A 16,385-nucleotide genomic window follows, 5' to 3' on the forward strand; every position below is an offset into this window, starting at 1 on the left:
CTTGTCGTTATGCATTTTACATTTTTACTTATACACTTATTGTTTTCCGAGAACGACTTCAGCAAACAGTTCATACGATCTTAATCGGGCTTGATGATCATAGATAGGAGCTGTAGCGATCAGCTCATCAGCTTGTGTTCGTTCCAAGATCTCGTCCAGTCTTTGTCGGACCGTCTGTTTACTGCCGGTGAGGGAATAGCTCAATGTTCGGTCGAGGTGAGCTTTCTCCTGCTGCGTCCAGACAGCATCCATGTTGGCAACTGGCGGGCTTAACATCCCACTGCGCCCGCGGATAATGTTCAGGAATTGCTGTTGCAGAGATGTCGCCAGAAAACGGGCCTCCTCATCTGTGTCGGCGGCGAATACGTTAATGCCAACCATCACATGAGGTTTATCGAGCGCAGCCGAAGGACGGAAGTGACTGCGATATAATTCTAATGCCGGCAATATATAATCGGGTGCGAAATGGCTGGCGAACGCGAACGGTAAGCCGAGTTGGCCCGCTAGCTGTGCGCTGAATCCGCTGGAGCCAAGCAACCAGATCGGAATGTCCAAGCCTTCACCTGGAATGGCTCTTACACCGAGTGGCCGCGATCCAAGCGAAGGGTCCAGATAGCCGCGAAGCTCACTTAAGAGTTCAGGGAAATCGTTGCCATCACTCCCAAGTCCGCGTCTCAGCGCACGAGCAGCCAATTGATCAGAACCAGGAGCGCGTCCAAGTCCCAGATCAATACGTCCGGGGTACATCGATTCAAGCGTACCGAACTGTTCAGCAATCATTAATGGAGCATGGTTAGGCAGCATAATGCCTCCGGAACCGACCCGAATCGTCTTGGTACCCGCTGCCACGTAACCAATAACGAGCGAGGTTGCTGCACTGGCGATACCCGGCATATTATGATGCTCGGCAAGCCAGAATCGGCGATAGCCCCACTTCTCGGCGTGTTGGGCTAGATCGAGTGTATGGCGGAAAGAATCTGCTGCTGTGCTGCCCGCTTTAATAGGCGCAAGATCCAGGACTGATATGCGGGTCGGGCTACTAAGCTCATTCATCACGGTTACCTCCACCATTTTTTTAACGTTTCAGAAAGATTAATTTCACTGATTAATCATCGTTTCGGCAAACGCACGCCGTCAAAGGTCGCGGTTAGGTGTTTATCCTTACAGAATCAGAAAGTATAAACTTCGAGATTTTACATCCTGATTCGGCATAAAAAGTTACCGCTAAAGACGAACCCGCTTCACCGAGTTGCTCCGATAGGAGCTTTTTTTATTGCGGGTTAGTGGTCCATATTCCAGCAGATTTAATGAAAACCCGCTGTGGCAGCTTCAAAGTCGCAAGGATTAACTCAGCCACATCTTCCGCCTGCATCATACGATCCTCATCGCCAATCTTCAACCCGGCCTGAACGGCCAATTCTGTATTAACCGTGCTCGGAGTGAGGGCAGTAACACGGATATTGGATTTGCGGACTTCTTGCATGAGGGACTCGGTTAGTCCTAATACAGCGAACTTGGAGGCACAGTATGCAGAACCGGTAGCGAAACCTCGTTCGCCAGCTGTGGATGCCACATTAATAATGCTACCGCTGCTTTGTGCAAGCATGGTTGGAAGGACAGCACGAGTTACATAATACGTACCCATTAGGTTCGTTTGAATAATACGCTCCCACTGCTCGGGGTCCATCTCGAGCAAGGTCCCGAATTGTCCAGTTCCGGCATTGTTGAGCAATATATCGATCGAACCCAGTTGTTCAATAAGTGTGCTAACGGCTTGATCCACTTCCATTTTATTGGAAATATCCGCTTGTGCGGTATAAACTCGGATTCCGTATGTGCTTGTCAGTAACGATTGAAGAGATTCTAGATCGGAGCTCGTTCTAGCCACTAGTCCAAGATGGACACCTTCTTGTGCCAATGAGATGGCAGTTGCTCTCCCGATACCTTTTCCTGCTCCAGTAATGATTGCGGTTCTATTGGTTAACTCCATGTCGATCGCTCCTTTTCATTTGACTTATTCATTCCTAAAGCTGCACTAGCTATGATTTATTGTACTATATCATAAGTAAAGTACCAACATTTCGTAAGTAAGTATCTTTTGTATATCAAGTGAGCTGTTGTTCGGTTGCGGTTTCATATAAAACTATCCATACGCGTTCGGGTACTTGTTCAGCATCGACATTCACGCCATAGCCAAGCACTGGGGTGATCGGTTTGATCACAAGTACGAACAGCTCCTTCTGGACTCCGCCAGGATGACGGGTCGAAGAGCTGGCGTCCAAGCATCTGGTTATCGATCTTACCAAGCCTGATTTCTGGACAGCCGCTGTCGATCTGGTGATGGAAGATGTGGATTCTTATATGAAACTGACGGAACAATAATTTTTTCGTGCACATGCAGGAATTTATTGGAACATCACGAATTTCGATAAAAGGGCTGTGCGAACGTATGATCTAATCATTGTGAATAGCCCAACCTGTTGAGGAGCGATGAAACATGAGCAAGAAGGCATTGAGCCAGTTGTATCACATGCAAATTCCGGTTCCGAGCTTGGATGCTGCGATTGATTGGTATGGGAAGCATTTGGGATTCGTCCTGACAGGAAAGAGGGATGGGGCTCACGCTTTTTTGAATTTGCCGTCTGGCCCGATGCTCATGCTGTGGGAAACGGCGGACGCCACTTCGGCGAACTTCACGGTAAAGGGAGAGACTTTCCCGGTACTGCTCTATCAGACTCACGACATTCATCAGTTGCACGAGAAGTTGTCGGAGCTGGGAGTGGAAATTACTTTTTTCCGAGACGAAGGGTTCGGTTGGGTGTTGAAATTTTACGATCCATTCGGCAACATGTGGGGAGTGATCCAGGAACATGATCGGCTGCCTTTCCAATTCGGAGTAGGCAATGTGTTCGTACCGGTGACGAATATGCCGCGGGCTGTAAGATGGTATCGTGAGCTGTTCGGTATGAAGCCGGACTTGAACTACACGGAAGCTTCCGATCCACAGGAGAGGACCGTTTATGCGATCCGATTGGAGCACGTCACCTTGCTGTTGGACAGCATGAAGCGGGAAACGATTGTTCCGAGTCCGAATCAACTATTTACATTCGAGACCCGGGACCTGAAACAGGCGTTTACATATTTGAAGGACAAGGGCGTAACTTTCAATGAACCGGAAGTGGACATTGTAAGTGATCCTAGTCGACGGGCATTCGGGTTCAAAGACTCCGAAGGCAATGTATTGATTATGCATCAAGGCGCGTAGAGATGAGGCGATAAGCTTGCTTGCATTAAGAAAAGCCGAGATGATGGATCATGGATTTCTGGTTCGGATCGATTTGAAGGATGATGGATACACAAGTGTCGATAGCCCGGAGAGAACACCACAAGAGCAGCAGGATCATGCCGAGAAAATTTTGAAATATGTAATGGAGCCGGACAAAGGCGCTTATGTGTTGGTGGAGCCGGATACGGACCGCCAAGTTGGTATGATTATGTACAACATCGCTAACCGGGATGAGACAAAGCCTTGGAAAACCATTTTCAGCGAGTTGGACCGCAATTTGTTTCAAGAGGATGGCCGATTTCTGGAAATATTTCAACTGTGGGTACATCCGGACTATCGCCGCCAAGGATTAGCTACGATGTTGAAGTTACAAGTGGAGAAGGCCGCACAGGAGCATAAGGTGAATGTGATCTATACACACACCGAGGAAACCAACCCTCATGTAGTGGAGTTGAACCATAAGCTTGGATATCGAGAAGTTCGTCGAGGCCCGATATGGGATGATATCGTTCGGGTTAGTCTGATCAAGCAACTCTCTTAATAAGGGGATCGGAACCAGCCTTACGATTAGAAGGGTTGTTTTTTTTGGTGAAAAAGATAAAATTTTCGCATAAAACGATAAGATATTGAAATGGATCACGACAACGGGATCAGGTTAAATGAAAGGAACGGCAAATATCGGTTGTACCTGTAGAATACGATAGTTCTGTTGGGGGGATTGGGATGGAGACGATTGCTAATTGGATATGGAATGATGGGGATAGAAGGCCTGTCAATGAACATCGTTGCTTTCGCAAAACGTTCTCTATACAAGATGAGGATCTTCGGAGTGTGGTACTCCAGATATCAGCCGATTCGCGCTATCAAGTATGGGTCAATGGAATAGAAGTAGGGTATGGGCCGATCCGGTCAACGATTGAACACTGGTTCTACGATACGTATGAAGTCGGACACTTGCTCAAGCATGGCAATAATGTAATCGCTGTCAAGGTATGGCACTTCGGTCATTCTAATTATCAGTACATAGAAGGAGAAGCGGGGTTGATCGCACAACTTGAGCTTACAGCTAACAATGGCAGCAGCCGTGTTGTGCTTGTTACGGATGCAAGCTGGAAGCAGAAGCTCCATGAAGCGTACGACCGCTATGTAGTCAAGCGAAATGTTAATCTTGGCTGGATGGAATGGTATAATGCGACCCTGCAAGATGATAGCTGGATCGAAGCCGAATACGTGGACGACGATTGGTTGGACAGCCATGTCATCGCTGCATCTGGTGAAGCGCCTTGGGGGACGTTACATCCTCGTACGATTCCGCTGATGTCGAAGCGAACCTTGCATCCTGTGCAGGTGAGCACAGTGAGCGAAGTGCGTCCGAATGCGCACATCGTATCGGTGAATATGAGAGACAACTTCTTCCCGGGCTGCCGTGATGCGAATGCGAAGATTTTCAGTGGCTTCCTGATCTCCGCCTTGTTCGTGGAATCCTCAACACAAGGCACAATAACGTTCGCCCATTCCCGCTGGAACGGTGTGCAGGGCCGCTTCAAAATCGACGACCGCTGGTACGTGGCCGGTGAGGACATCGTGCTGCTGCCGGGTCTGCATTTGTTTATCATGGAAATCATGGGCATACATAACGATGTACTGACCCATATGGAGCTTCGGTTCGACATCCCAGTCACGTTCGTCCACCCGCTTCTGCAGGGCGAAGGACAATCGGAAGAAAGTGCAGCATTCGTAACGATTGGACCGATTGAAGTGATCGTCCCGTCGGCGGACGGTGTGCAGCCGGTGTATGGCGGTGTGGAAAAGAGCACAGGGCTGAACGAAAACCTTCCTCTGCTCGCACAAGTCGGCAACATAAGTACATTAACAGAACTTTCGGCAGTTGACTCGATGTGCATGGATGTCCCTCCTGAGTGGGTGATGCACAACAAGTTAATCATCTCCATGATGCACCGCAAGCAAGTGCTGCGTACCGTGCCGGTCACCGCGGAGTTGGAGCACATGATCCAACCACATGCACATCCGACCATGCTCCCACTGCCGGAACGCGGCGGGGATATGGAGCTTATCGTTGATTTCGGCAACATATATATCGGGCATATCGAGTTTGAGTTGGAAGCGAAGGCTGGAACGGTGATCGACGTCTATGGCTTCGAACGGCTTCGGGAAGGGAAGGCTATCTTTACGTCCGGATGCAACAACGCTTTCCGTTACATATGCCGGGAAGGTCGACAACTATTTACTAGCGGTACAAGAATGGGCTTGCGTTATGCCATGATCGCCATCCGTCAGATGGAGGAGCCTGTCCGATTGCATCAGTTGAAGCTGCATTATGTGGCCTACCCAACGACTAACCATGCGGCATTCCGCTGCTCGGATCCGCTGTTGAACGATATTTGGGATATTTCTCGTCAAACRCTGCAGATTTGTATGGAAGACGCGTTCACCGACTGTCCGACTTTCGAGCAGGTGTTCTGGACTGGCGATTTTCGGGTGAGCGCCTTAGCCGCTTATCAGGTGTTCGGAGCGGGAGAGCTGGCCAAGCATTGTCTTGAACTGGTGCCGCGATCGAGGCAGCAAAGTTCACTCCTGCTCGCCCAATTGCCATCTGATTGGCAAGCATCGATTCCGGTATGGACATTCAGCTGGATTATGGCTTGCAAGGATTATGTAGAGTATACAGGGGATATGTCCTTGTACACGACGATGCTGCCCCATATTGCTGCTACTCTTCAGACATACGAGGGATTTCTGGATTCGCGTGATCTTCTTGATATTTCCTCCTGGAATTTGCTGGATTGGGCCCCGCTAGATTTGCCGTATGCCGGCATCGTGACGGTGCAGCAGGCGCTGTTGGCCTACTGCCATCTTATTGCGGCAGAGATGGCCGAGATTACGGGTCAACCGGAACAAGCTAGGCGGCATGAGGCTGGCTATGAGCGGCTCCGAGAAGCTATCTGGCGCTACTTGCGCGTCGGGGATAGCGGTGAATACTTGGACGGCTTGTATCGCACCGGTACGGCTTCAACGACAAGGAGTGTCCATACGCATCTGTTTCTGTACATGACCGGCTGTCTCCATCCGGACGATGTGATCTCGGTCGAGCATAAGCTGGTTGATCGCCCGGAGCATTGGCTGGACATCGGGATGCCATTCATGTCCGTGTATTTAATGGAATGCTGGAACCGGATGGGACGTCTTGACTTGACGCTGGACAAAATTCGCAGCGGCTGGGGTATAATGGTGCAACAAGGATCAACAACAGCATGGGAGACATTCTCGACTGCGCATCGCAGTGAGGCGCATGGCAGTTCTTCCGCCCCCGTCTATATGCTTGCCGCTCAGCTGTTGGGCATACAGAGAAAGGAGCCGGGATTCGCTCGAATCGGAATATGTCCTCCGAACACATCGTTGATGTGGGTGCAAGGCTCGTTGCCTACGCCGTTCGGAAGAATCGATGTCAATTGGTCGAAGGAAGGCGGCGAACGTGTCATGTTTGTTTCCATACCGGCAGCTATCGAGGTAGACATTGAACTAGACCTAGAAGTGGATTGGAAGATCCGCATTGAAACGATCGGCGGATAATCCGCCGGTCTTTTTGGCACGACGTTATAGGCACATACTTTCCATACAAGGGAGGCAGGCGCGATGTTGAAGGTAGCCGTAATCGACGACAAACCTATGATCCGCAAAGCGATCGTGAAAGCCATCGATTGGCCAAGCTTGAACTGCATAATTGTAGGTCAAGCCGAGGATGGGCTGGAGGGCCGAGCGATGCTGGCCAGAGAGCTCCCTGATCTCTTGATCACGGATATCAAGATGCCAGGACTAAGTGGACTGGATCTAGCCAATTGGATGACCTCCCACCTGCCGGGATCCAAAACGATCCTGATCACCGGACATCGAGAATTCGAATATGCCAGAATGGCCGTTAAGCAAGGCGTATATGACCTGATCGTCAAGCCAATCRATTATGACGACTTGTACAGGGTGATTGACGCGGCGTTAACGGATCTTACGAGTGCGCGACGGGAAGTACAGGAGAAGGAACAGCTAGCGGGCGAAGTAAGCCGATTGGAAGCGGAGTTCCGCAGCTTGGCTCCTTCCGTAAGCAGCAAGCTGGTAGCGGATTCGATCGGCGGGAAGACGATGGATGAGCAGGAGTGGAAGGAAGTTATGCGCGCGTTCTCAGCGGAAGGGATCGTCTTCTCGCTTATGCTCGTGCGTTGTGTACGAATGAATGAAAGCGCCGGGGGAGGTCAAGTACCTGCAGACGGGCTTAAGCACGTATTCGGCCATGTGCAGGAAATGAAGAGCAGAATGGGGATGGATACGCTGGAGTGTTTCCATAACGGCCAGCTTGCGGTCGTGGTATCGTTCAAATCTTCGATGTCGCAACGTGACATGGAGGTGAGCTTGCGCCGATTCGGGCACGAACTGGCGGTTCAGATCGAACGCCAACATGGGATTGTAATCAATGTAGCGTCCAGTTCTTATTACAAGACACGGTATGGGTTGAAGCAAGCCTATGAGGAGACCAACGCATTGCTGGAACAAAGCTTTTTCCAGAATGACAGGCAGGTGCTGACGCCGCAAATGCCACGCTTGGACAATCAGCACGTGAAACATACGATTATGAAGGAACTGGAAGAGTTCACTCGAACATTGGAGTCAGAACCGAAGGATGTTGTGCTATTCGCCGTGGAACGCCTGTTGGATCGTATGGAAGAATACAGTACTGGCAGTATCACAGTTATGAAAGCGCTCTTATTGGAAGTGTGCCTGTTGGCGGTCCGCTTTCATTACCGTGCCACTGGCAACGAATTCGCGGTAGATAAAGGAATCGATCAAATTGTGAATGAGGTATCTCGGTTGAACAGCTTGTCGCAGGCGCGCTCTTACTTGACCGATATCGTGTTGGGGGTGAAGTCCGCTTTCGAAGGGAACGGGGCCTCGTACGGCCGGATGACCCAACATATTATCGATTACATTAACGTTCATTATCATCAGGATGTGAGCCTAACCTCTATCGCTGAACGATTCAAGCTGAGCCCCAATTACTTGAGTCGAATACTGCGGCAGGAGACGGGTGACAACTTCGTAAACATCGTATCGAAAACGAGAATTCAAGCGGCCAAGCGGCTGTTGGAAGACCCGACACGCAAGGTGAACGAGGTCGGCGAGATGGTCGGCTTCAAGGAATACGCTTACTTTTTCCAGGTGTTCAAGCGATTTACCGGCTCGGCCCCCAAAGAATATCAGCAAAAATTCAAACGCAACTGAAAAGAAGCTGCTCGATTCCTAATGAGCAGCGGAGGAGCGGACTGATGGGACTACAGAAACTGTTCACCCCCTTGCTTCATGCCAAGCTGCGCACCAAAATGTTATTGTCGTTCACGTTCGTTATCTTGATCGCGCTGAYCATGRTCAGCGCGATCAGTTATTCCGTATCGGTCAAATCACTCRAAACGTCGACGACGAACTATTCCCACTATATTTTGCAGCAGATCGGTAAAAGCTTGGATGGCAAGGCGCAAGAGCTGGAGGAGCAAATGTTCACTCGTTACCTGAACGCCGGGATCGGTTCGGTGTTGCTGGCGAGTGCAACTTCAGGTGATCCGGATAAACAAATGCAGAATCGGTTACAGATCGGTAATTTCCTGTACAGTCTCGTCTACACCATCAACGGGGTCGAATTTGTGTATTTGTACGATGCCAATGGAGAAAGTTATTCGCAAATTAAAAACAATCTGGTTCAGTCGCAGTTGTATATCCCTCCCGAACCTCTAGTTAATCTGCCTAATCTTAAGGAACACCGCGGTCAGGCACTATGGGTTGCGCAGGACGAACGACTGATCTATATGCAGCGGGCGCTGTACGATGTGAATACAACGGAATTTTGCGGGTACATCGTAATAGGTATAAACAGCCGCTATCTCAAGGGGGAATACGCTCAATTCGAAGCGCTTCAATACGGTCGAGTGTTCGTCCTGAACGAACAGGATGATCTGCTGCTGTATCGGTCCGAAGATAAGCTACAGGGTTCGGTTGACAAACTCGCAGGAATTGCGGATAAACAGCAGATTGAGATCCTCGATGAACGCTACATCGCCTCGGTCAACATATCCTCGCTCAAAGGCTGGAAGCTAATCAATGTCKTCTCGCTGCAGGATATTACTGCCCCTGCCGACTTGATACGCTTATGGATTCTAGCTGCCTTTCTCCTCTCCTYCATCGCGGCTATGGTGCTGACGATCGTCATCTCTAGCAACATCACGTCCAATTTGCGTTTATTTGTCCGAAGCATGAAGAATGTATCCGAAGGGTTCTTTGACAAAATTCAGCCACCGCGAAGCCGTGATGAGATCGGAATGCTCGCCGAGAAATTCAATCTCATGAGCGATAAAATCAAAGACCTCGTCGACAAAATCTATGAAGAGCAAGCGCAGAAGCAAATGGCGGAGTACCGCACGCTGCAATTCGAATACAAGGCATTGCAGGCGCAGATCAATCCGCACTTTCTGTATAACACGCTCGAATCGATTCAAAGTCTGGCCATTCTGAAGGACGAGAAGGAGATCGGCCGGATGATATTTCTACTCGGCTCTCTTTTCCAGGATACTGTACGCAATACTTCAGACTTCGTTACCCTGGACGAAGAAATCGCTTATATTCGCAAATACTTGGAACTGGAACAAATGGTTTACGACGACAAATTAGCAGTGCATTACGATTTGGACGAATCGCTTCTTGAGCGAAAGGTACCGAAGTTTATATTGCAGCCGATAGTGGAAAATGCGATCCTTCATGGGATCGAGAAGAAACCGGGCAAAGGGCTGATTGAGATCCGATGCCAGGAAGAAGACGGCACGATTGTGCTGGAAGTGAAGGATACCGGTATCGGCATTTCACCGGAAAGGGTGGACAAGTTGATGCAGACGGACGGAGAAGAAGCGGCTCCGACACGAGTGGGTGTTCGGAGCGTGCATAAGCGGGTGCGAATCTTATATGGTACCGATTACGGCTTGACGATTGCAAGCGAGCCGGGGCACGGGACGACGATTCGAATTATTCTGCCTGTCCGAGAGTCGGAAGAAGATAAATTATCTAATAAAACGATAGATTTTTAAATGGTGAGCGCTTTCATTATTCGGTTAAATAAGAACAGGGACGGATAAGGAAGCACACAGCCCTTAGTGGATACAGTAGGAAAGGAGCCGACACATGAATAAATCCGTTTACTTGGACTACGTACGCAAGGCACTCGACTATGGGAGATCGATCTACAGCGAGTCGGTGGAGAAGTGGAGAAGCGCGTACAATCCGAAGCAATTTTTCGGCATGTACTCGCCCCCCGGCATCATCCCGGTACAAGTACATATGGAAGGTTTTATGTACCATATCACAGGCGATATGAATTATGCGCAACAAGCCAAATCTTATTTGCTCGACATCGGATCGTACATGTCATTCGTGACGGAAGAGCAGATTCGCCTCCATCCGGAATACAGCAAAGGAATCCCCGCTATGGAAGCGGCGTTCCAATCGCCGCATTACATTTACGGCTATCTGTATGTGAAGGACAGCGGCGTGTTGAATGCGGAAGAACAGAGCAGAATCGAGCAATGGATAGGCAGCTCGATCCATGCGACGTTATATTTTCCCGAATGGGGCGCACATAATCGTTCGATGCTTCGCGTCTGGGGGGCAACGCTTGCCGCGAAGGCTATCGGTGAAACAGAGGAAACCGCATATTGGAATAAGCTCTGCGATCAAATGGCCAAAGATTCATTCGGAGGCTGGTCAATCGAAGACGCCCAGGCTTATATGAATTTGTGGCTCTTGGGCACGATGGAATATGCGAAATACAGAGGCCGCGAGGAAGAGTATTATGGGCTTCCGCAGACCCGATATTACTTCGACTACATTGCACGGCTCATTACGCCTTACGGGCAAGTCCCTGATTATGGCGATTCGAACTTCAACGCCACCTGGTACTTGTGGATTCCCATCCTGGAGAAGGGCGCTTCCGTATACAAGAACAGCCATATGAAGCACGCGGCCGAGAAGCTATATGAATTCGCCATGGCATCTGCAAGTGAGGAAGCATCGGTGACCGCGGCCTGCTTCCTGATCTTAGCCTACCAGTGGGCGGATGATTCGTTGGAACCAGTCAAGCCGAATGGGGGCAGTGAAGAGCTGTTGGAAGAACTCGTCGGCAAGAAGATCGTCTTCCGCGACGGGTGGGAGGACAACTCCTCGTACATGCTGCTCAACTATCGCGATGAAGGCCCGTATGCCCTCGTGCCACGTGAATATCTACGTACGACGATTCCGGTCAAGGCCGAGAAGATGCACCACGGACATAGCGATGAGAATGCGATTATAATGCTCGCTTGCGAACAAAATATATTGCTGCATGACGGAGGGTACCGTGAGAACGTTCCGAACGGTAAGTATCGAGCGGACATATATCACAACCGGCTTGTGTTCAGGACTGACGATAAAGACGTGGCAGATGCTGTCTCTGAAGCGGGGACACCAGCGAATATGGAGCCAGGTCAAACTTCAGCGATGTACGACTTGCTGCACGATGACGGGTTCTATAAGAAAGTTAGCACCGAACGGATTCACTTCCAGCAGTTCGAACGACTAGATTATAGCCGCACACGGCTTCACGATCCGACGCGCAGGCTGGTATGGGACCGCATGGTTACTTATGTGAAAGGTGACAATGTGTACATCGTTGTCGATTGGGTCAAGTCGGACTGTGATCAGACGCTGACGATGGCCAACCTGTGGCATACGGGAAAAGCGGTGCAGCTGGCATCTGGCTGCTACGATACGAGCATTCCCTATATCCACAGAGGAGTAGGCTGCTCCAATCCTTATAGGAACCGCGATGACTTGTCCTTGCTGATCGAGTTCCCGAATACGGTTCGAGCAACCGGCTGGGAGCGCATCCGTCGTAATTATGGCGACAGTGTCATGATCTACGAAGCGGAATCGAAGCCGTTCCGAGCTGGTGACATGAGCTGCTTCGTTACGGTCCTGACTCCACATAGTCAAGCGGCTGCTCCGAGTGTTGGGCGGGTCGTGATTCACCACCTTGCTGCAGAGGCGGATACACTGGCTCTTACATATACGAACAAGACCGAATTGCATCTAGCTTACAAGCTCGATATGCACAAGGGGCTGCTGGATGAACCGATATTCGGCGGCAGTGGTCCGCGTTATACATGGGAGGACGGTAAGCTAGATTATGGCTTGATGGAAACGGATGCTGATTTTGCATTTGTCGAAGTGAAGCCGGCCAACGTTTCTTACGGTCTCATCAATGGCAGCGCCCTGTATAGCAAGGGCAAGAAGCTGTTCGCTGCACCTATGCGTTCCACATACATTTTTGATAAAGCGGAATGGGCGACGACACATCACAAATGGAGGTCTTGGGAAGGGGAGGTAACCGGTTGAACAACAAAGTGTCCAAGGAGCTCAGAAGACATTACGACTTGTATATCATGCTCATTCCGGCCATCCTCTTCTACGCCATATTCTCCTATACACCGATGTTCGGACTTGTAGTCGCTTTCAAGGATTACAACATATTCAAAGGGATTTTCGGAAGCGATTGGATCGGCTTGCAGAACTTTCGGGATATGGTCAGGTTCCCAGGGTTTTATGAAATGATTCGCAATACGCTGATGCTGAACATCCTCAGTCTCGTCTTCGGCTTCCCAGCACCGATTGTGCTGGCGCTCATGCTGAATGAAGTACGCTCTCGCTATTTCAAACGGATTTCACAATCGCTGCTCTACTTGCCGCATTTCATCTCGTGGATCATATTGAGCGGCATCGTATACAACTTGCTCTCCCCGAAGTACGGAATTGTCAATCAGCTGCTTGAGGCGCTGGGACTGAAGAGCATTTACTTCATGGCTAGCGAGAGCTGGTGGGTCGCCACTTATGTAGGCTCAGGCATCTGGGCGGGCGCCGGTTGGGGGACGATTATATACCTGGCGGCGATGACCGCGATCGATCCTTCATTGTATGAAGCGGCTGTCGTCGATGGAGCGGGACGGTTTCGCAAAATGTGGCACATCACGCTGCCAGGCATATTGCCGACCGTCGTCATCCTGCTGATTATCAGCGTCGGGCATCTCGTCTCGATCGGGATCGAGCATGTGCTGGCGTTGCAAAACCCGCTCGTCGGCGGCGTAGCCGAGGTGATCAGTACATTCGTGTATAACGTGGGCATTAAGCAGGCGTACTTCTCGATGACGACGGCGGTGGGTCTGCTGCAATCGATCATCAATCTTGTCCTCATCATATCGGCCAATTTTTTCGCCCGGCGACTGGGCCAAGAAGGTATGTGGTAATCGAAGTTTCCGCCAATGAAAGGGTGCCTGCGAATGACTGCCAAACCAAGTAATCGTATTGTCAAAATGAGAACCGGCGAGATAGCTTTCCATACGCTCAATTACACGCTAATCGGACTGTTTACGCTCACATGCCTGTTTCCGTTCCTGAATACATTCGCCAATGCCTTCAGTGACAACCATGCGATCAAAACAGGAGCGGTAACCTTCTATCCGGTCGGGTTTACCTGGGATCCGATGAAAGCGGTGCTTGGCGATCCAGGTGTCATCCATTCCTTGTACGTAACAGTCTTCGTAACGGTTGTTGGCACGGCCTCACAGATGCTGTTCACGATATTGACTGCTTACCCGCTATCTCGCAGAGATTTGAAATACCGTTCAATTATGCTGAACTATATCATCGTGACGATGGTGTTCAGCGGCGGCTTGATTCCAGGCTATCTACTGATCAAGTGGTTGGGGATGCTTAATTCACTTACGGCTATCATCATTCCAGGCCTGATTAGCAGCTTCAACATGATTGTATTGAAAACGTTCTTCCAAGGACTCCCCGAGGAACTGCGCGAGGCGGGAACAATAGACGGCTGCAGCAACACGCGCTACTTGCTTAAGATCGTACTGCCGTTATCGATCCCAGCCATTGCCACAATCAGTCTGTTCTATGCAGTGAATCATTGGAACAGCTACTTCGGGCCGCTTCTATATCTTGACAATCCCGATCTGCACACACTTCAGGTGAAGCTGCGCAATATCCTGCTTCTGTCGCAGACGCCGGTGTCAGTGCTCGAGCTGCAGCAAACTCAGCATTTGAATTTAATGGAAGAGTCGCTCAAAGCGGCGACGATCGTGTTTGCCACCGTACCGATCTTGCTTGTGTATCCGTTTTTGCAGAAGTATTTTGTCAAGGGCGTCATGATTGGCGCTGTCAAAGGGTGACAGGGTGGGATTCAGATATCCCTGTATATACATTCCTATGGAATGAAAGGGAGGGCACGGTATGCGAAAGGGTAAAAAAGGGTTGATTGCAGGTCTCGTCTTATCATTATCAATGGGAACGCTTGCTGCTTGTTCGGGTGGAGATAACAAAGGGGCCGATTCGGGTACGTCGAGTACATCGCCTACTGCATCGCCGACCGCGTCGGCAACGCCGGCACAACCGGTTAAGCTCAAGGTCGAATTGTGGGATCGCGGTACCGCGCCGCCGGGAGCGACAATCACAGACAATTACTTAACGAACTGGATCAAGGATGAAGTGAAGAAGATCGGCATTGATATCGAATTCGTGCCCGTACCGCGCGCCCAGGAAGAAGAGAAGCTGAATATATGGCTAGCTTCCGGAGGAGCTCCGGACATCATCTTCACCTATAACGAACCGATCATGCAGCGTTATGCAGAGCAGGGTGGATTGCATGAGATGAGCGAACTGCTCGATAAATATGGCCCAGTGCTGAAAGAACAGAATAAAGTCGCACTAGGACTCGCGGGCAAATATAAAGGCAAGCGGTATGCCGTACCTGCAAGAGTGGAATCCGTGGCAGGGGCGATGATGAAAATTCGTGGGGATTGGCTGGACAAACTTGGACTGGCTATACCGAAAACGACCGATGAATTGTATACGGTAATGAAAGCGTTCAAAGACAAAGACCCTGGCGGCGTCGGCAAGGAAAATGTAGTGCMGTGGGGGTTGCCGGCCCCTTCGCAAGGGATGCAAAGCTTCTGGTTTGAGGTCAGCTTCGGGCTCGGGAACAACAACGATGGTCCATCGGGCATTGCGTATATGCCAACGGGAACTTACAAGGACGGCAAGTTCACATCCGGTTGGATCACCCCTGAAGGTAAACAAACATTCGCTTACATGAACAAGGCGTACAAAGAGGGGCTAATTTCTCGTGAATTCGCTACCGATGTGAACAACCAGAAGATGAACGAGGCGCTGGCCAAAGGCTGGGTCGGCGTGATCGATTCGAATGGCTCTGCGTCCATGACCAATGGAGTAGTACGTAAATCGGTGCCTACAGCCAAATGGGTGAACGTGCCACCGCTGATCCGACCTGACGGGAAGCAAATGATGAACGCCAATCAGAAAAGCGGCATGCTGATCATGATTCCCAAAACAAGCAAAGTACCAGAGGCAGCGATCAAATATTTGAACTGGATGGCCGATCCCAAAAACATTACGATGATTCTGCGAGGCAAAGAAGGCGTACATCATAAAATGGAAGAAGGTCTATTCATCCCGATCAATCCAGATCAGCGTAAGGTGGATATGTTTGCAGCGGGAGACATTGGTATTCTGTATAACGGCAGCATGGACTACACGCTCGAGCAGCACAAGAAATTGAACAATACACCGGAAAACCCGGATGCAGGCGATTTCACATTCGAGCATCAGGAGCTGTCCAGGAAACTTGGAGTGGCTCCGAAGAGCGTCGATCAACCTCGTCCGTTTTCCGAGAAGAACAATGCCATATTGAGCAAATACATGTACGAAGCGTCCGCTAAGTTGATCATGGCCCCTGACTTCGAGAAAGAATACAGTGCTATGGTAGACGGCTGGAACAAGCTCGGAGGAGAGACCTACGATAAGGAAGTTGCTGATGCATTGAAAGCGATGGCACAGACCAAATAAGTCATAGTAAAGGGACGGGCGGCATGCTGCTCGTCCCTTGCTGTCTGGTACACCCTCTCTTGATCGTCTATAATAAGACAGTAGGAGG

Annotated in this window: 11 protein-coding genes; 9 read left to right on the forward strand and 2 right to left on the reverse strand. The window is 50.1% G+C overall.

Translation table 11 applies throughout. The annotated features are described in order from the left end of the window. Positions 1-36: 36 nt before the first annotated feature. Both AC1DWB_RS08170 and AC1DWB_RS08175 read right to left on the reverse strand, forming a co-directional pair. A complete protein-coding gene (locus tag AC1DWB_RS08170) occupies positions 37-1,053 on the reverse strand; it encodes an LLM class flavin-dependent oxidoreductase (RefSeq protein ID WP_477540553.1) in 1,017 nt (338 codons plus the stop codon). Positions 1,054-1,270: 217 nt separating this feature from the next. Next, entirely contained in the window at positions 1,271-1,990 is a 720-nt protein-coding gene (locus AC1DWB_RS08175) for a 3-ketoacyl-ACP reductase (protein WP_477540554.1), read from the reverse strand. A 507-nt stretch (positions 1,991-2,497) separates the two neighbouring features. On the opposite strand from AC1DWB_RS08175, the gene AC1DWB_RS08180 reads away from it, so the two are divergent. From AC1DWB_RS08180 to AC1DWB_RS08220, 9 genes are all read left to right on the forward strand, one after another. Further along, positions 2,498-3,265: a VOC family protein gene (locus AC1DWB_RS08180; RefSeq protein WP_477540555.1), complete on the forward strand. Its 768-nt coding sequence runs from the start codon at positions 2,498-2,500 to the stop codon at positions 3,263-3,265. A gap of 16 nt (positions 3,266-3,281) precedes the next feature. Then, entirely contained in the window at positions 3,282-3,827 is a 546-nt protein-coding gene (locus tag AC1DWB_RS08185) for a GNAT family N-acetyltransferase (RefSeq protein ID WP_477540556.1), read from the forward strand. 182 nt (positions 3,828-4,009) lie between these two features. Next, a complete protein-coding gene (locus AC1DWB_RS08190; protein WP_477540557.1) occupies positions 4,010-6,877 on the forward strand; it encodes a family 78 glycoside hydrolase catalytic domain in 2,868 nt (955 codons plus the stop codon). 63 nt (positions 6,878-6,940) lie between these two features. Beyond that, complete coding sequence (locus AC1DWB_RS08195) at positions 6,941-8,575, forward strand: response regulator transcription factor (RefSeq protein WP_477540558.1); 1,635 nt, start codon at positions 6,941-6,943, stop codon at positions 8,573-8,575. A 44-nt stretch (positions 8,576-8,619) separates the two neighbouring features. After that, complete coding sequence (locus tag AC1DWB_RS08200; RefSeq protein ID WP_477540559.1) at positions 8,620-10,422, forward strand: cache domain-containing sensor histidine kinase; 1,803 nt, start codon at positions 8,620-8,622, stop codon at positions 10,420-10,422. Positions 10,423-10,516: 94 nt separating this feature from the next. Beyond that, entirely contained in the window at positions 10,517-12,763 is a 2,247-nt protein-coding gene (locus AC1DWB_RS08205; RefSeq protein WP_477540560.1) for a hypothetical protein, read from the forward strand. Then, positions 12,760-13,668, forward strand: coding sequence for an ABC transporter permease (locus tag AC1DWB_RS08210; RefSeq protein WP_477540561.1), 909 nt, complete (start codon positions 12,760-12,762; stop codon positions 13,666-13,668). The genes AC1DWB_RS08205 and AC1DWB_RS08210 overlap by 4 nt, the downstream gene beginning before the upstream one ends. A 33-nt stretch (positions 13,669-13,701) precedes the next feature. Further along, entirely contained in the window at positions 13,702-14,604 is a 903-nt protein-coding gene (locus tag AC1DWB_RS08215; RefSeq protein WP_477540562.1) for a carbohydrate ABC transporter permease, read from the forward strand. A 61-nt stretch (positions 14,605-14,665) separates the two neighbouring features. Continuing rightward, positions 14,666-16,297 carry an extracellular solute-binding protein gene (locus AC1DWB_RS08220; RefSeq protein WP_477540563.1) on the forward strand — a complete coding sequence of 544 codons (1,632 nt, stop codon included), beginning with the start codon at positions 14,666-14,668 and terminating at the stop codon, positions 16,295-16,297. Positions 16,298-16,385: the final 88 nt, after the last annotated feature.

It is taken from the genome of Paenibacillus sp. P4_E11 (assembly GCF_056401635.1).